Source organism: Streptomyces sp. BE303 (assembly GCF_036290945.1).
Classification (GTDB): domain Bacteria; phylum Actinomycetota; class Actinomycetes; order Streptomycetales; family Streptomycetaceae; genus Kitasatospora.
Genome location: NZ_JAQYWZ010000382.1, coordinates 36988 through 55155, shown reverse-complemented (window position 1 = coordinate 55155; position 18168 = coordinate 36988). Strand labels below are relative to the sequence as shown.

At 75.6% G+C, this 18168-nt stretch carries 9 protein-coding genes; all 9 read left to right on the top strand.

Features of this window, described 5'->3' with window-relative positions; genetic code table 11:
* Window positions 1-2 precede the first annotated feature (2 nt).
* The gene (locus PUR56_RS06400) at window positions 3-1337 is read left to right on the top strand and encodes a CHAT domain-containing protein (protein WP_329948179.1); all 1335 of its coding nucleotides are present in this window, start codon (window positions 3-5) and stop codon (window positions 1335-1337) included.
* Window positions 1334-2359, top strand: a complete 1026-nt coding sequence (locus PUR56_RS06395; RefSeq protein ID WP_329880716.1) for a hypothetical protein — start codon at window positions 1334-1336, stop codon at window positions 2357-2359. Before PUR56_RS06400 ends, PUR56_RS06395 begins: the two co-directional genes overlap by 4 nt.
* A 371-nt stretch (window positions 2360-2730) precedes the next feature.
* Entirely contained in the window at window positions 2731-3984 is a 1254-nt protein-coding gene (locus PUR56_RS06390) for a helix-turn-helix domain-containing protein (protein WP_329880715.1), read from the top strand.
* Between the two features lie 361 nt (window positions 3985-4345).
* Window positions 4346-4801 (top strand): cobalamin B12-binding domain-containing protein, encoded by a 456-nt coding sequence (locus PUR56_RS06385; RefSeq protein WP_329880713.1) that lies wholly within the window; start codon window positions 4346-4348, stop codon window positions 4799-4801.
* Entirely contained in the window at window positions 4798-6162 is a 1365-nt protein-coding gene (locus PUR56_RS06380) for a methylaspartate mutase (RefSeq protein WP_329880711.1), read from the top strand. The genes PUR56_RS06385 and PUR56_RS06380 overlap by 4 nt, the downstream gene beginning before the upstream one ends.
* The gene (locus PUR56_RS06375; RefSeq protein ID WP_329948178.1) at window positions 6159-7193 is read left to right on the top strand and encodes an asparagine synthetase A; all 1035 of its coding nucleotides are present in this window, start codon (window positions 6159-6161) and stop codon (window positions 7191-7193) included. Before PUR56_RS06380 ends, PUR56_RS06375 begins: the two co-directional genes overlap by 4 nt.
* Window positions 7190-8458, top strand: a complete 1269-nt coding sequence (locus tag PUR56_RS06370; RefSeq protein WP_329948177.1) for a glutamate synthase-related protein — start codon at window positions 7190-7192, stop codon at window positions 8456-8458. The genes PUR56_RS06375 and PUR56_RS06370 overlap by 4 nt, the downstream gene beginning before the upstream one ends.
* Before the next feature lie 209 nt (window positions 8459-8667).
* On the top strand, window positions 8668-13452 hold the full coding sequence (locus PUR56_RS06365; protein WP_443034443.1) for an amino acid adenylation domain-containing protein: 4785 nt from the start codon (window positions 8668-8670) through the stop codon (window positions 13450-13452).
* A 56-nt stretch (window positions 13453-13508) separates the two neighbouring features.
* Complete coding sequence (locus PUR56_RS06360) at window positions 13509-18098, top strand: non-ribosomal peptide synthetase (RefSeq protein ID WP_329948175.1); 4590 nt, start codon at window positions 13509-13511, stop codon at window positions 18096-18098.
* Window positions 18099-18168 lie beyond the last annotated feature (70 nt).

Genomic DNA, 18168 nt, shown 5'->3' with positions numbered 1-18168 from the left:
CCGTGCCCCGGGATCTCGTCGTCCAGATCCGGCAGAACCCCTCTGCCGACTTCACGTTGCTGCCGAGCCAGGGCGGCCCGGGGTACCGGCCGGGTCCGCGCGGCCCGGAGCCGCTGCTGCCGGACCGGGGCGATCCGGGGTACCGGCCGGGTCAGCGCGGCCCGGAGCCGCTGGACCTGGAGGTGTCGCTGCGGCGGCACGGCACCGCCGACCTCCTGCACATGTCCGCCAACCGGCCGGGCGAGCGCTCGCCGCTGACCCGGGGCCATCACGCCTTCCTGGACGTCCCGGCCACCCGGTTGCTGCAGAGGGCGGCCCGGTTGCGGGCGGCCTGGCGGGACCAGTTGGTCAACTACCAGACGACGGACGAGGACGGGATGCCCCTGGCGTACCCGTTCGCGTCGGCCGTCGACCTGTCCGACCAGGTGAAGCTGGCCGAGAACCGCATGACGGAGCTCGCGGAGGAGGGCCGCTACCTCCTGGAGACGATGCTGGAGGGACCGGACCGGAACCTCGCCGAGTTCAGGGCGTTCCTCGTCGGCGCGCTCACCGAGGAGGGGCCGCTGCGGGTCAGCTTCGACTCGGACCTCCACCTGCCCTGGCCCATGATGGCGGTGGACAGCGGCCCGGGCGAGCCCTGGAAGGACTTCCTCGGCCACCGGCACCAGGTCGAGCAGACCGGTTCGTCCTACCAGCGCATCCAGGTCGCCCACCCGACCCGCGCCCGGGCGGTGACCAGCCTCAACACCGATGCCACGCTGGAGTCGGTCGGCCGGGCGCCGGAGGTCCGGAAGCTGCTGGAGGAGCGGACCGAGCTGACCGTGCGCACCGAGTCGGCCCGCTTCCTGGAGGCGCTCGCCGGTGCGGTCCTGGACGAGGACCTGATGTACTTCTGGTGCCACGGCCAGTTCGTCGACAACGGCACCCCGTTCGCCCAGCTCGCCGTCCGGCTCTCCGACACCCGGGACATCGACGCCGACCTGGTGCGCCGTCAGCGGCGCGCGCACCTCGACGAACCGGAGGCGCTGTTCCGGCCGTTCGTGCTGCTCAACGCCTGCCACGCCGGGCAGTCGGCGGCGGCCGAGCTGGAGCACCTGGGCCGGGCCCTGGTGGAACTGGGGGCGAGGGGGGTGCTCGGACCGCAGATCGAGATCCCGCAGGTGTTCGCCGCCGAGTACGCCTTCGCCTTCCTCGACCTGTACCTCACCGGCGAGTTCACCGCGGGGGAGATCACCCGGGAACTGGCCCGGCGGTTCGTCGACGACTACGGCAATCCGCTCGCGCTCACCTACTCCCTGCACTGCGGCATCGACAGCATCCTGGAGCTCACGACATGACTGCCCCCGCCGTGGTGGACCTCGACGAGCGGGGCCGGCTGCTCGTCCCCGGGACGCGGACGCCGGTGCCCGAGTCACGGGTCGCCGAGCACCTGGCCCGGTATCTGCGGGTGCCCGCACGGGCGACCGACATCTACGTGTACGTGCACGGCTGGAACACCGGCCGGTCGGCGGCGACCCGAACCGCGGCCGGACTGGTCGAACGGGCGGCCGGGTTGCGCGGCCGGGCGCCGGAGGCGTACCCGGGACTGGCGCGCGGGTACCGGCCGTGGTGCGTGGTGGTGCGCTGGCCGTCGTCGAGCGTGCCGTCGCTCGGCGGCTACCGGCGGATCCGCGACCGCGCGCACGCCATGAGCGGGCCCGGCCGGGGACAGGCGGGCTACGTGATCGGTCACCTGCTCGGGTACCTGGACGCGGGGCGGGGGAACCCGGCCGATCCGGCGGTCCTGGCCAACCGGTCGGGGCAGTACCTGCACCTGGTCGGGCACTCCTTCGGCGGCCGGTTCCTCTGCGAGGCCGTCCAGTGGGCGGCGGAGCGGCCCGCCGCCGGGCCGCAGGTGCTGGGCTGGAGCGGGAAGGCCGATCCGGCGCGGCCGTTCACGGCGGACAGCGCGCTGATCTTCCAGATGGCGGCGCCGCGGGACGCCTTCGACCGGCTGTTCCCGCGCCTCTTCGCCGCAGCGGGCCGGTCGGGGGCGCCCCTGCGCGGGCCGGTGGTGCTCACCCACTCGCGCTGGGACCGGGCGACCGGCTTCTGGCACCTGCGGGCCGAGGGCCGGCCGGGGATCGGGCACTCCGGGACGGGGTCGGCGCCGGTCGCGCAGTACTCCGAGCGGCTGCGGGCGACGAGTACGCCCTATCCGCGGCAGGCGCTCGACCACCCGATCGTCAACATCGACGCCGGTGAGGTGTACCGGGGCAGCCGGGCGGGCCGCCGGCTGGCGCCGGCCGGTGCGCACTCGGACTTCCAGCACCCCGAGTCCGCGCACCTCCTGCTCAGCCTGGCCTCGCTCTCCCGGTGACCGGGCGGGCGCCGTCCGGCCGTCGGCGGCACGCGCCCCGCGGTACCTGACGCCGTCTCGGACGGGCGCGTTCGGGCGGGCCGCGCCCGCCGCAGCCTCCCGCCGCGGTCCGGCCGGGCCGGTCGCGTCGGTCCGCGCGGCGCGCCACGGTCCGGGGACCCGGCCCCGGAGGGTTCGTGGGCGATGCGGACGTCTTGTGAACATGCGGTGATCGGCCGTTGATCGGCCGTAGAACCGCGCCGTGGAGCATCGGCGCCAGGGGGGAACACGGTTCGACGGCCGGTCCGGTCGGCGCCGCCCCCGGCGTGCCCGGCGGCCGTGCGGACCGCCGGTCCCCGGTAGTCGGTCACCCCACGGAAGGCGGACGAGGCATGGACGGCGGTCAGTCGCTGCAGTCGACGGCGGGCTTCGGAGAGGTCCTCAGGATCCGGCGCGAGCGGGTCGGCCTGACCCAGCAGGTGCTCGCCGACCACGCGACCCTGAGCGTCCGGGCGATCCGGGACATGGAGAGCGGCCGGGTACAGCGCCCCCGGCAGGAGACGGTCCGGCTGCTGGCCGACGCGCTGCGGCTGGAGGGCCGCCACCGGACGGCCTTCGAGGCGGCCGCGCGCCGCCAGGCGCTCGCCGAGGAGCCCCGGGAGGAACCGACCGCACCGCCGGTCGCCCGCGGCGCGATCGTCGGCCGCGAGCTGGAGGTGGAGGTGCTGGCCGACGCCCTCGCCGTGCACGGTGACCGGCTGGTCACCGTGGCCGGTCTCGGCGGGGTCGGCAAGACCCGGCTGGTCCTGGAGGTCGCCCGCCGGCTGCACCTCACGGCCCACTGGTCGGTGCGGTGGCTCGACTGCGCCCGGCTCCCGGCCGCCGGGACCGAACGCCGCGCCGACCTCGCCGGGGCCATCGGCGACCGTCCCACGCTGCTGGTGCTGGACGGTGCCGACGCCGGGGTGGACGCCGTCCTGCTGGACGAGCTGTTCCAGCACTGCCCCGGCCTGCGGGTGCTGATCACCGCCAGGGTGCCGCAGCCGCTGCCGGGCGGCCAGGTGATCCCGCTCGCCCCGCTGCCCACCCCCGGGCCCGAACTCGACCACGACCCGGTCGCGCTGGCCGAGGTCGGCGCCGTCCGGCTGCTCCTCTCGCACCTGCGGCGGCTGCGCCCCGGCTACCGGCTGGAGCGCGACGAGGCGCCCGCGGTGGCCGCGCTCTGCCGCCAGCTCGACGGCCTGCCCGGCGCCCTGGAACTGGCGGCCGGCTGGTCGACGGTGCTCTCGCCGCGCCAGCTGGTGGCACGGCTGGCGGACGGGCCGTTCCACCTGGCGCCGCCGCCCGCCGGGTACGGCGGGCGCGGTGACGTCGGGGCGGCGCTGGGCGCGGCACTGGAACGGCTGACGCTCGGCCAGCGGGACCTCCTGGAGCGGCTGGCGGCGGAGCCGGGGGACTGGTCGGGGGAGGACGCCGTCCAGCTCACCGGCCGGCCGCCGCAGGAGTGCTTCGCGGCGGTGCACGAGCTGCTGGCGAGCGGGCTGATCCGGAGCGTCCAAGCCCGTGAGGGCGTCCGGTTCACCGTGCTGAACCTCTGCCGCAGACTCTTCGGCGCCGCGTACCCGGTGCTGGCGACGGCGGGTTGACCGGTCGGGCCGCGCCGCCTTCCGGCAGGCCGCCGCCCACCGGCCGCCGCCCACCGGCCGCCGCCCACCGGCCGGCGCCCACCGGCCGGCGCCCACCGGCCGCCGCCCGTGGGACGCCGTCGGGCGCCGGACGCGACGTGCGGCGCGGGGCGATACTGCCCGTCTCTTGCCGGGCGAGCTGCCGGTCCGGAGGGCCGATGCTCCCTAGCGTTCTGTTCACGGCCGGTCGGCCCGGTCGGCCGTCCGGCCCGGCGTCGCCGGGGCGAGCCGGCCGAGCCCCTCCCCGGAGGCGCACCGCCCCGGACACCCGCGACCGCCGGCCGGGACTCCCCACCACCTACCGACACCAAAGGTTTGCACCGTGGAGCAGCTGAAGCAGCACGGAACGGCCCGGGCCGCCGGCCTGGACGTCGTCGTGACGACCATGGCCTCGGACTCGCACACCTGGAACCTGGTCTTCCTCCAGTTGCTGCTGGAGGAGCTCGGGCACCGGGTCACCAACCTGGGCGCCTGCGTGCCGGACGAGCTGCTGGTCGCCGAGTGCCGCCGCGCCGAACCGGACCTCATCGTCCTGAGCAGCGTCAACGGGCACGGGTTCAACGACGGCATGCGGGTGATCGGCGCCCTGCGGGCCTGCCCGGAGCTGGGCCGCACGCCGACCGTGATCGGCGGCAAGCTCGGCATCGCCGGCTCGGGGGACCCGACCCGGCAACAGGCTCTGCTGGCCGCCGGGTTCGACGGGGTCTTCGAGGAGGGCGGCTCGGTGGCGGAGTTCCGGTCCTACCTCCGGTCGCTGTCGATCGGGGTGCTGCTGTGACCGGCTTCGGCGCCTTCGTGGCCCAGGCCCGGGCGGCCGGCGCCCTGGTGGTCCAGCCGCGGATGGGCATGGCCGACCCGCTGCGGATGCGCGACGGCCTGCTCGCCACCCGGGACGCGGCGGCCGTCACGGTCGGCACCCTCACCCTGGACAGCTACACGCGGACCGGCGACCTCGCCGCCGCCCGGCGCGCCCTCGCCGAGGGGGTCGGCCTGAACGGCTACCCGATCGCCACCCACTCGGCGGACGTCACCCGCGCGGTGCTCCGCGGGGTCGTGGACGCGGGCTTCCCGGTGCAGGTCCGGCACGGTTCGGCGATGCCGGAGCACATCGTGCGGGCCCTGCTGGCGGTCGGTCTGGACGCCACCGAGGGCGGCCCCGTCTCGTACTGCCTGCCCTACAGTCGGACGCCGCTGCACGAGGCGGTGGCCTGTTGGCAGCGCAGCTGCGAACTGCTCGCCTCGATCCGCGAGTTCGGCGCCGAGCCGCATCTGGAGACGTTCGGCGGCTGTCTGATGGGGCAGCTCTGCCCGCCGAGCCTGCTGATCGCGGTGAGCGTGCTGGAGGGGCTGTTCTTCCGGCAGCACGGGCTGCGCAGCATCTCGCTCAGCTACGCCCAGCAGGCCGACCTGCGGCAGGACGAGGAGGCGCTCACGGTGCTCGGCCGGCTCGCCGACGAGCTGCTGCCGGACGTCGACCGGCACATCGTCCTCTACGCCTACATGGGCGTCTTCCCGCGCTCGCCGGGCGGTGCCCGGCTGCTGCTGGAGGAGGCGGCCCGGCTGGCGGTGCGGACCGGGGCGGCCCGTCTGATCGTCAAGACCACCGCCGAGGCGCACCGGATCCCGACGGTCGGGGAGAACGTCACCGCGCTGGAGACGGCCGCCGCAGCCGCCGCCGACGAGCGCGCCCGCCTGCGCCCGGCCGCCCCACCGTCGAGCACCGCCGTGCGGGTCGCCGGCCGGGACACCGGGATCGAGGCGGAGGCGCGGGCGCTGATCGGCGCCGTGCTGGAGCTGGACACCGATGTCGGGCGCGCGCTGGTCCGGGCCTTCGCCGCCGGCTACCTGGACGTTCCGTACTGCCTGCACCCCGACAACGCCGGCCGGGCCCGCAGTTCGCTCGGTCCGGACGGCCGGCTGTCCTGGTCGGGTGTGGGATCGATGCCGATCGCCGGTCTGTCGGGCGGGCCGCGTCCGCCGATCCTCGGCTCGGCCGAGCTGCTCACCGCGCTCTCCCACGTCCAGCGGACGTACGACGCCCGCGCCGCCGCCGGTGCCGTCGCGCGCTCCGGCGGCACGACCCCCGAAACGCCCCGCACACCCGCCGCACGACGAGAGTTGGGACTCACCTCGCCATGACCGACCACGGGCCATCCACCTCCGCCACCTCCTCCTCCCCCGCCCCCTCCGCGGCCTCCGGGCCGGTCGACCCCGGGCGGCACCTGACCTCCCCGGCCACCCGCAGCGCGCTCCGGATCCAGTACCAACTCCTGACCGCCGCGCGCGAGTTCCTGAGGGATCAGGGCTTCACCGAGCTGCTCCCGCCGATCATCGGCCCGGTCACCGACCCGGGCTCGCGCGGCTCGAAGCAGGTCGACATCGACTTCTACGGCCACCGCTACAAGCTGATGACCAGCGCCATCCTCTACAAGCAGGCCTCGCTGCTGGCCTTCGACAAGATCTTCTGCATCGCGCCGAACGTCCGGTTGGAGCCGTTGGAGACCGCCGGGACCGGCCGCCACCTGGCCGAGTTCCACCAGTTGGACGTGGAGGTGGCCGGCGCGAGCCGGGACGACGCCGTCCGGCTCGTCGAGGAGCTGGTGGTGCACATGGTGGGCAGCGCGGTCCGCGAGCTGCCGAAGGACTTCGCCGAACTCGGCCGGGACACCGCCGCGTTCACGGAACTGCTGAAGGGCTCGTTCGGCCGGATGCGGCACGCCGGGGCGGTGGCCGAACTCCAGGAGCTCGGCCACCCGCAGAGCCCGGACGCCGAACTCGACTGGGCCGGCGAGGCGTTGCTCTCCTCCCGGCGCGACCGGCCGTTCTTCGTCACCGACTACCCGAAGGGCTCCCGCGGCTTCTACGACCGCGAGAGCCCGGACGACCCCGGTCTGCTGCGGAACTTCGACCTGATCGCGGCCGAGGGCTACGGCGAGCTGTGCAGCGGCAGCCAGCGCACCAACGACTACGCGGAGATCGTCACCCGGATGCGGGAGACCGGCGAGAACCCGCAGAAGTACCGCTGGTACCTGGACCTGGTCCGCGAAGGCGTGCCCGGCAGCGCCGGGTTCGGCATCGGCGTCGAGCGGCTGACCCGCTACGTCGCCGGGCTGGACGAGGTCTGGCAGGCCAGCGCCTTCCCGAAGATCGCCGGGGTGGTGTCCCCGTGAGCGACCTCTCCGCGCCCGGCTTCCCGGAGGAGGAGGTCCGGCAGCGCGCCCGCTCGGGCGCGGCGGCGGCGTTCCCCCCGCCCGGCGAGTACGGCCGGGTCCTGTTCGGCGCCGAGCGCGACGACGGGCGGCGGGATCCGCGGGACCCGCTGGACGCGCTGCGCCTCGTCCCGCCCGTCTTCATGCCGCAGCGGTTGGCCAAGCTGATCGACCTGGGGCGTGAGCCCGACTACCGGGACGTCGAACTCGTCACTCCCGTCGGCGGGTTCACCTCCGCCCTGCCGGTCTACGTGTCCGCCCTCGGGTCCACCCGGGCGGCCGGCGGGGACCTCGGCCTCGCGCTCAGCCGGCAGGCCGGGGCGCTGGGCCTGCCGATGGTGATCGGGGAGAACGTCGTCCCGGTGAACGGCTACGGCCGGCTCGGCGAGGCGGCCGACCGGGCGTTGCTCGGCCGGTTGCGCGCCTACGCCGGAGAGCTGCCGGACGGGCTCGGCGGCGTCGCCGTCCAGCAGTCCACCGAGGACGCCGACGCCGAGGTGTGGAACCTCGTCTACAGCGACCCGGCGGCCCTTCCGCTGCTCGAATCCGGGCGCCTGGCCTTCGAGTTGAAGGTCGGACAGGGGGCGAAGCCGGGCCTGGGCGGGATGACCGTGCTGGACGCCGGGGCGGCCGAACGGCTCGGTGACCGGTACGGGCTGGACCGGGTGTTCGGCGACGGGCGGGTGCTGAGGTCCAGCACGCCCGGCACCTTCACCGCGGAGATCCTGCGCCAGCAGGTCCGGCTGATGCGCAACAACTTCCCCCGGGCCCGGGTCTGGGTGAAGCTGCACCCCGGCCGGGACGTCGCCGAGGCGGCCCGGGTGGCGGCCGGGGCGGGGGCCGACGCCGTCACGGTGGACGGCGCCGAGGGTGGGACGGGCTGGGCGCCCGGGGTCTTCCCCGCGCAGGTCGGCCTGCCGCTGGCGGAGTGCCTGCGCCGGCTGGCGCTGGCCGGGCCGCCGCCCTGCCTGCTGGTGTCCGGGCGGATCTGGGAGGGCGGCCGGGCGGTCAGGAGCCTGGCGCTCGGTGCCCGCGCGGTGGGGCTGGGCCGGGCGGCGCTGCTCGCCACCGCCGAGGACCCGGAGGCCGGGCTGGTCCGGTTCGCGGACTGCCTCGCCCTCGAACTCCGGTTGCTGATCAGCGCACTCGGGAAGTACACGCCGGCCGCGCTGGACGGCGACGACGTGTGGTCCGCGGTATTCCCCGGAATGTCCGCGGCAGGTTAGGAGAGCGGTAGTTCCCGGCAGCCCGCCGACGCGCCCCCGTGCGTGTCGACGGGCTGCCTTCGTTTCTCAACAGGCATGCCAGAAGCGGCAGTTGAAACTGCCGATGCACTTCCGCGCATTCTGCCGATCGGCCCGGAAAAGCCGTCCTAAGGTCGGTACCACTACCGGCAGCGTCGCAAATTCACTCGCTAATTCATCGGGGTTGGATGATGGAATCTCGCGGTTTCCCCTTCACGTCCGTCGCACGCCGGTCCCCGGACCGGCCGGCCGTACGGCTCGGCGGCCGGACGGTCGGCTACCGGGAACTGGACGAGCTGAGCGGCTCCCTCGCCGCCCGGATCGCCCCCGGCCGGACGGTGGCCGTCACCGGCCGGGACCGGCTCGACCACGTGGTCGGCCTGCTCGCCGCGCTCCGGGCCGGTGCCACCTACCTGCCGCTGGACCGGGACGCCCCCGAGGAACGCAACCGCTGGATCCGCGAGGACGCCGGCGCCACCCTGGCCTACACCGACGGGGAGCTCGTCGACCTCGGCCCGGCGGCGTCCGGCGGCTCGCCCGGCAGCACGGGCGTCCCGGGAGCGGACGCGTCGGCCACCGCCGGGTACCTCGTCTACACCTCCGGCACCACCGGCCGCCCCAAGGGCGTGCACGTCCCGCTCGCCGCGCTGACCGGCCACCTGGCCGCCGCGGTCGGACGGTTCGGCCTCACGGCGGACGACGTGGTGCTGCACTTCGCCCGCCCGACCGTGGACGTGGCGGTGGAGCAGGTGCTCGCCGCCCTCACGGCCGGCGCCTGCGTCGTCGTCCCCGAACAGCAGCTGGTGGCACCCGCCGCGCTGCTCGACCTGCTGGACGACGAGGGCGTGACCGTGGCCAACCTGGCCGCCGGCTACTTCCAGGACGTGGTGGCCGCCCTCCGTGCGCGCGGCCGGGCGCCGCGCACCCTGCGCCTGATGATCTCCGGCAGCGACCGGCTCTACCCGGACACCGCCGCCGGCTGGTGGGCCGCCACCGGCGTGCCGCTGCTGAACGCCTACGGGCCGACCGAGACGGTGATCACGGCCACCGTCCACGCGTCGGCGGGTCCGGCCGCCGGAGTCGGCGACGTGGTGCCGATCGGCGGCCCGCTCGGCGACCGGCGGGCGTACGTGCTGGACGACCGGTTGCGGCCGGTGCTGCCCGGTGCGGCCGGCGAACTGTACCTGGGCGGGCCGCTGCTGGCCTCCGGCTACCACGGCCGCGCCGGCCTGACGGCGGGCCGGTTCGTCGCCGACCCGTTCGCGCCGGAGCCGGGCGCCCGGATGTACCGGACCGGCGACGTCGTCCGGCGGGCGGCGGAGCCCGGCCCGGCGGACGGCACCGGCCCGGCGGACGGCACCGGGGCGACGGACGGCACCGGGGCGGAGGCGCCGCTGGAGTTCGTCGGCCGCGCCGACCACCAGGTGAAGATCCGCGGCTTCCGCGTCGAACCGGGCGAGATCGAGCAGGTGCTGGCCACCCACCCGGGCGTCGCGGGAGCCGTCGTGGTGGCGTACGAGGGCCGGCTGGCCGCCTACACCACCGGGACCGCCCCCGACTACGCCGAGGTGCGGGCCTTCCTGGCCGAGCGGTTGCCCGAGCACATGGTCCCGGCCACCGTCACCCCGCTGGAGGCGTTCCCGCTGACCGCCGGCGGCAAGGTGGACCGGGCGGCGCTGCCCGAGCCGCAGACCGCGCCCGCCGCCCCGGCCGCCGGCCGGCGCCCGCCGCGCACCCCGGCCGAGCAGCTGATCGCCGCCGTCTGGGCGGACGTGCTCGGGGTGCCCGAGGTCGGCGCCGACGACAACTTCTTCCACCTGGGCGGGGATTCGCTCACCGCCGTGCGGGTGGTCGGCCGGGTCTTCGACGTCTTCGGCATGATCTCGCCGTACACCATCTTCGACGCGCCGACCCTCGCGGAGTTCGCCGCCGCCGTCACCGCCTCGGCGGGCGGCGGGCGCCCGGTCCTGTCCCGGGCGGGGGCCTGCGAGGCGCCGCTCTCCAAGTTCCAGCGCGGCCTCTGGTTCCTCGACCAGTGGAACCCGGGCGCGCCGACCTACGTCGTGCCGTGGGTGTTCCGCTTCGCCGGCCCGGTCGACCCGGAGCTGCTCCGGCGGGCGCTCGCCGGCGTGGTGGACCGCCACGAGGCCCTGCGGACCACCTTCACGTTCGGCGAGGACGGCCCCCGGCAGGTGGTCCACCCGTCGGTGGAACTGCCGTTCACCGTCGTGGACGCCGGTCCCGAGCAGGTGGGCGAGCTGCTCGCCGGGGCCGCGCTGGTCCCGTTCGACCTGGAGACCGGGCCGCTGGTCCGCGCCCACCTCTACCGGTCCGGCGCCGCGTCCACCCTGCTGCTGCTCTGCCACCACATCGTCTGGGACGAGGGCTCGCTGCCCGTCCTGGAGTCCGAACTCGCCGAACTCTACGAGGCCCTGGCGGCCGGCCGCCCCGCCGTCCTTCCCGAACTGCCGGTGCAGTACGCCGACTACAGCGCCTGGCAGTACGAGGACGCCACCGCCGGCAGCCGCCGCGACTACTGGCGCGAGCACCTGCGGGACTCGCCGACCGAGCCCGTGCTGCCCGCCGACCGCCCCCGGCCGGAGGTGCAGGCGTTCCGCGGCGCCTTCCACCGGTTCGCCATGCCGCGGCCGGTCGCCGAGGCAGTCCGGGCCCTGGCCCGCAGCGAGGACGCCACGCCGTTCATGGTGCTGCTCGCCGGTCTGGCGCTCACCCTGCACCGGCGCACCGGGCAGCGCGACCTGGTGCTCGGATCCCCGGTGAGTCTCCGCGGCCGGGCCGAACTCGACGCCCTGATCGGCTACTTCGTCAACCTGCTGCCGCTGCGCGTGCGGCTCGACGAGGCAGGGGACTTCCGCGAACTGGTCCGGCACGTCCGCGAGGTGGCGATCGCCGGCTACCGCCACCAGGAGACGCCGTTCGACGACATCGCCGGCGCCGTCCTGGAGGACCGGCCGGACGACCGCACCGAGGACCGCAACCCGCTCTGCCAGGTGCTGCTGGAGCTGCACCCGCTGGACTCCCGGCCGCTGGTGATCGGCGGCACCGAGGTCACCCGCGAACTCCACTCCAACCCGGTCTCCCGCTTCGACCTGTCGATCTCCGTCGACGACCGGGGCACCGACTTCACCGGCCGCTTCGAGTACGACTCCGACCTGTTCGACGAAGCGACCATGGCGGAGCTCTGCGACGCCTGGCTCGGCACCCTGGCCGCCGCCGTCGAGGCGCCCGTGCACGCCCTGTTCGAGGCCCGGGCCGCCCGGGACCCGCGCTCCACGGCCCTGATCTCCGGCGAACAGCTCCTCGGGTACGGCGAGTTGAACACCCGGGCGAACCGCCTGGCCCACCACCTGACCGCGCAGGGGATCGGCCGCGGCGACACCGTCGCCGTCCTGGTCGAACGCGGACCGGACCTGGTGACCGCCCTGCTCGCCGTGCTCAAGGCCGGCGCCGCCTACACCCTGCTCGACCCGGACTTCCCGGCCGAGCGGCTGGCCGGCGCGGTCGCCGACAGCGCCGCCGCCCTGCTGGTCACCCACCGGCACGCCCAGCCGCCGTTCCCCGTCGCCCGTCACCTCGACCTCGACGCCGAGGCCGCCGCCGTCGCGGCCCGCCCCGGCCACGACCCGGGCCTGCCGGTCACCGGCGCCGACCTCGCCTGCGTGATGTTCACCTCCGGCTCCACCGGCCGCCCCAAGGGTGTCGCCGTCCCGCACCGCGCCCTCACCACCACCTACCTGGGCCAGGACTACGCCCGGTTCGGCCCCGGCGAGGTCTGGCTCCAGTGCTCCCCGGTCTCCTGGGACGCCTTCGCCCTGGAGCTGTACGGCGCGCTGGCGTTCGGCGGCGCCTGCGTCCTCCAGCCGGGCCGGCGGCCCGACCCGCAGGCGATCGCGGAGCTGACCCGCCGCCACGGCGTCACCCAGCTCCAGCTCTCCGCCAGCCTGTTCAACTTCCTGCTGGAGGAGATGCCGGAGACCTACGACGACCTCAAGGTGGCCTTCACGGCCGGCGAGCGGGCCTCCGTCACGCACGTCGGCAAGGCCCTGGAGCAGTACCCGCACCTCGTCGTGGCCAACGGCTACGGCCCGGTCGAGAGCCTCGGCCTGACCACCTGCCACCGCGCCACCGCCGCCGACGCCGCCGGCACCTCCGTCCCGATCGGCCGCCCGCTGCACGGCAAGGCCGTCCACGTCCTCGACGACCGGCTGAACCCCGTCCCGCCCGGCACCACCGGCGAGCTGTACGCGGCGGGCGGCGGCCTGGCCCACGGGTACGTCGGCCGGCCCGGGCTGACCGCCGAACGCTTCGTCGCCTCCCCGTTCGGGGCGCCCGGCGAGCGGCTCTACCGCACCGGGGACCTCGGCCTGGTGAACGCGGACGGCCTGCTGGAGATCACCGGCCGGATCGACGACCAGGTGAAGATCCGCGGCTTCCGCGTCGAACCCGGCGAGATCGAGGACGCCCTCACCCGCCATCCGGCCGTCCACGAGGCCGCCGTCACCGTCCACGAACCCGCGCCGGGCGACCGGCGGCTCGCCGCCTACGTCACCGCGGGCAGCACCGCGCCCGACCCGGACGCGCTGCTCGACCACCTGGCGGCGCTGCTCCCCGAGCACATGGTGCCCGCCACCCTGGACGTCCTCGACGCCCTGCCGCTCAACCCCAACGGCAAGGTCGACCGGCGCGCCCTGCCGGCCCCCGCCGCGCGCCTCGCGGACGCCCCGGCCGACCCGCTCACCCCGGACCAGCGGCTCGTCGCGGACGCCGTCCGGGCCGTCCTGGAGCTCGCCGACGACCTCGGGCCGGACGCCAACTTCTTCCGGATCGGCGGCAACTCGCTGGCCGCGGTCCGGGTCGCCATGAGGCTGTCGCAGGACACCGGGACCAGGGTGCCGCCGCACGTGGTGTTCCGCGGCCGGACCGTGGGTGCCATCGCCGAACGGCTGGCCTCGTGACGACGACCCGCCCGACCGCCCTCCCCACCGCCCTCCCCACCGAAGGGAACGAGGCCGTGAGCCCGTCCGACGCCCCGCCGGCCGCCGCGCCGGCCGCCCCTCCCGGCGCCGCCGCCCGCCCCGCCGGTGCCGCCCCGGAGATCCTGCCCGACGGCGTGGTCCGCACCGCGCCCGCGTCCGGTCTGCAGCGCGGCCTCTGGTTCCTCGACCGCTGGAACCCGCAGGCCGCCACCTACACCACCCCCTGGACGTACGACGTCACCGGCCTGCTCGACCTCGCGCTGCTGCGGCGGGCGCTGGACGGGGTGTCGGCCCGGCACGAGGCGCTGCGCACCACCTTCGCGCTGCACCCCGACGGCCCCCGCCAGCACGTCCACCGCACCCTGGCCGTCCCGCTCGCCGTCACCGACCTGCGCGGGCTCCCCGAGGGTGAACGGGCCGACCGCGCCGCCCGGTTGGTCACCGACCGGGCCGCCGAACCCTTCGACCTGGCCGCCGGCCCGCTGCTGCGCGCCGAGGCGATCCGGCTCGCCGACGACCGCACCACGCTCCTGTTCGTCGTCCACCACATCGTCTGGGACGGCTGGTCCGCCGACGTCTTCGAACGTGAACTCGTCGAGCTGTACGGCGCGTCGGGTGAGCGGCGGGCAGCCGCGCTGCCCGAGCTCGCCACCCAGTACGCCGACTACGCGCTGGAGGAGCAGGACACCCCCTACGAGGAGCACCTCGCCTACTGGAAGGACCGCCTCGACGGTGCCCCCACCCTGCTGGAGCTCCCCGCCGACCGGCCCCGGCCGGCCGAGCGGAGCCGGCGCGGGCGCACCGAGCCGTTCGAGCTGCCGGCGGGGAGCGCGGCCCGGGTCCGGGCGCTCGCCGAGCAGGAGGGCGTGACGCCGTTCACCGTCCAACTGGCCGCCTTCGCCCTGCTGATCGGCCGCTGGACCGGCGCCGACGACCTGCTCGTCGGCACCCCCGTCACCACCCGCAACCGGCCCGAACTCGCCGACCTGCTGGGGTACTTCGTCAACCTGCTGCCGTTGCGGATCCGGCTCGCCCCCGGTGCGACGTTCCGCGGCCTGCTGGCCGACGTCCAGGACGGCGCCTTCGACGCCTACGGCTACCTCGACGTGCCGTTCGACCGGCTGGTCGACCTGCTCGGTACCGACCGCAGCCCGCAGCACCCGCCGCTGGTCCAGGTGGTGTTCGGCGCCCACGGCGAGGACCGCACACCGCTCGTCCTCGGCGCCGCCACCGCCGAACGCACCGTCCGCTCCAACGGCACCAGCAAGTTCGACCTCACCTGGTCCGTCTTCGAGGACACCTCCGGATCCCGGGGCGGCGCGGAGCAGGACCCGGCCGCGCAGGACCCGGCCGCGCCGGGCGGCCCGGGCGCCGGCGGCGAGCTGCGCGGCGAGGCCGAGTACAGCAGCGACCTCTTCGACCCGGCGACCGTGCGCCGCCTCGCCGCCGACTACGCCGAGCTGCTGGACGCCGCGCTCACCGACCCGGACGCCACCGTGCGCCGGCTCACCTCCGCCGGGCCGTCGCACCGCCCGGCCGTGCTCGACCGGGGCCACTGCCTGCACCACCTCTTCGAACAGGCCGCCGACGCGTACGGCGACCGGCCCGCCGTCAGGGGCCCGGACGGCACCCTCGGGTACGCCGAACTCGACCGCCGCGCCAACCGGTTGGCCCACACCCTGATCGCCCGCGGGGTGCGCCCCGGCGACCGGGTGGGCCTGCTGCTGGAGCGCACCGCCGCCGTCCCCGTCGCGATCCTCGCCGTCCTCAAGACCGGCGCCGCCTACGTGCCGGTCGACCTCGCCGCCCCCGCCGACCGGGCCGCCCTGGTCTTCGGCGACACCGCCGTCACCGCGGTCGTCACGGACCGGCCCGACCGCGCCCCCACCGGCCCCTGGCAGACCCTCGACCTCACCGCAGGCGCCGGTGAGATCGCCGCCCACCCGGCGAGCCGCCCCCCGGCGGTCGGCCGCCCCGGGGACCTCGCCTACCTCATCTTCACCTCCGGCTCCACCGGCCGCCCCAAGGGCGTGGCCGTCGCCCACGAGCACGTCAGCCGCCTCCTGGCCTCCGGCCGGCCGCACTTCGGCTTCGGCCCGGACTCCGTCTGGACCCTCTTCCACAGCTACGCCTTCGACTGGACGGTCTGGGAGCTGTGGGGCGCGCTCCTGCACGGCGCCCGCCTGGTCATTGTCCCCTACCTGACCAGCCGCTCGCCCGACGAGTTCGCCGGACTCCTCGACGAGGAGCGGGTCACCCACCTCTGCCTCACCCCGTCGGCGCTCCGCCAGCTCGAACCGGCCCTGCGCCGCCACCCCCGCGCCCTGCCCGCGCTGCGCTGGATCATGCTCGGCGGCGAGGCCCTCGACCCCGGCGTCGTTCAGCGCTGGCACGACCTCGACCCGCTGCCGCCCGCCCGGCTCTGCAACCTCTACGGCATCACCGAGACCACCGTCCACGTCACCACCCACGACGTCGCCGACGGCGGCGCGGGCTTCGGGCGGAGCCTGATCGGCGAGCCCATGCCGCACCTCACCGCGCTCGTGCTGGACGACTGGCTGCGCCCGTGCCCGGCCGGCGTCCCCGGCGAGCTGTACATCGGCGGCGGCAGCCTCGCCCACGGCTACTGGGGCCGGCCCGGCCTCACCGCGGGCCGCTTCGTCGCCGACCCGTACGGCCCGCCCGGCGCCCGGCTCTACCGGACCGGCGACGTGGCGAGGCGCCTGGCGGACGGCGGACTGGAGTACGTCGGCCGGGCGGACTTCCAGGTCAAGCTGCGCGGCTTCCGGATCGAGCTCGGCGAGATCGAGAACGCCGTCGCCGCCCACCCCGACGTCGACGCCTGCGTGGTCACCGTGCACGACGACCGCCTCGCCGCGTACGTCACCGGGCGCGAACCGGGCGACCTGCGCGGGTTCCTCGGCCGGTCGCTGCCCGCGTACATGATCCCGGCGAGCGTCACCCTGCTGGACGCGCTGCCGCTCACCGTCAACGGCAAGGTCGACCGGGCCGCGCTGCCCGCCCCGGGCCGCCCCTCGCCCGTCGCGGCCGGGCGGCACGTCGAACCGCGCACCCCGGAGGAGGAGCTGTTCGCCGGCGTCTGGACGGAGGTGCTCGGTGTCCCCGGGATCGGCGTGCACGACGACTTCTTCCACCTCGGCGGCGACTCGATCCGGGCCGTCCAGCTGGCCGGCGCCCTGCACGACCGGGGCTGGCAGGTCGGCCTGCGCGACGTCTTCAACGCCCCCACCGTCGCCGCCCTGCTGCCGCTGGCCCGCCCGGCGGCGGCCGACCCCGGCGCGGACCGGCCGTTCGCGCTCATCACCGAGGAGGACCGGGCCGACCTGCCGTCCGACGTGGTCGACGCCTACCCGATGGTCTCCATGCAGCTCTCGATGATCTTCCACATGGAGGTCGCCGGCGGCACCGACAGCTACCACAACGTCAACTCCTACCGGATCGGCGGCGACCTCGACGAGACCGCCTTCCGCCGCTCCGTCAACGAGGCGATGGCCCGGCACGCCGTGCTCAGGACCGGGCTCGACATCTCCGGCTACGGCGAACCGCTCCAGCTCGTGCACGGGATCCTGCCCGCCCCCGTCTCCTTCACGGACCTGCGCGGTGCGACCGGGGAGGAGCAGGACGCGGCGGTCCGGTCCGTCTTCGACGACCACCGCGAGCGGCCGTTCGACCTCGCAACCCCGCCGCTCTTCCGGATCACGGTGCAGCGGCTGGCGGACGACGCCTTCCAGCTCACGATCTCCGAACACCACGCGATCCTCGACGGCTGGAGCTTCACCTCCCTGCTCGCCGAACTCCTCGAACGGCACGCCGCGCTGGCCGCCGACCCGGTCTCCGCGCCCACCCCGCCGCCCCGCACCGCCTTCCGCGACTTCGTCGCCGTCGAACGCGCGGCGGCCGGTGACCGGGAGTCCCTGGCGTACTGGCACGAGCGGCTCGACGGCGCCACCGGCCAGCTCTGGCCCGGCAGCGAGGACGTCCACGAGCTGCCGCGCACCGTTGAACGGGTCCTCCCGGACGCTCCCGGCCAGCTGAGGCGGGCCGCCGACGCGCTCGGCGTCCCGGTCAAGTCGGTCGCCCTCGCCGCCCACCTGCACGCCCTCGCCCGGATCACCGGCCGGGAACGGGTCACCACCGGGCTGGCGATGAACGGCCGCCTGGAGCGGCTCGGCGGCACCGAGGTGTACGGGCTCTTCCTCAACACGGTGCCGCTGGTCGCCGAACCGGGGGAGGACCTGGCCGAGCTGGTCCGCCACGTGCACCGGGAGGAGCTGGACATGATGCCGCACCGCCGGGTGCCGTTCGCCCGGCTGGCCCGCATGATGGCCGACACCGCGCTCGACAGCCAGTTCGGCTACCTGCGGTTCCACGCCCTGGGACGGCTCGGCCCGGCCCGGATCGAGGACGGCCGGATCGGCTCGGAACCCACCCTGCGGCACGAGCCCAACAGCTTCGCGTTCGGCGCCTCGCTGATCCAGGACCCGGTCTCGGACCGCGTCCTGCTCGCCGTGGACCACCAGCGCGCGCTGGTCGACGACGCCACCGCGGAGGAGTTCATCGACGCCTACGCGGCGGCCCTGGCCCGGCTGGCCCCGCCCGTCTGACGCCCGCCCCGCCTACCCGCCTTCGCCGCGCGCTGCCGCCGCTCCCGCGCGCCCGCCTGCGCGCCCCACC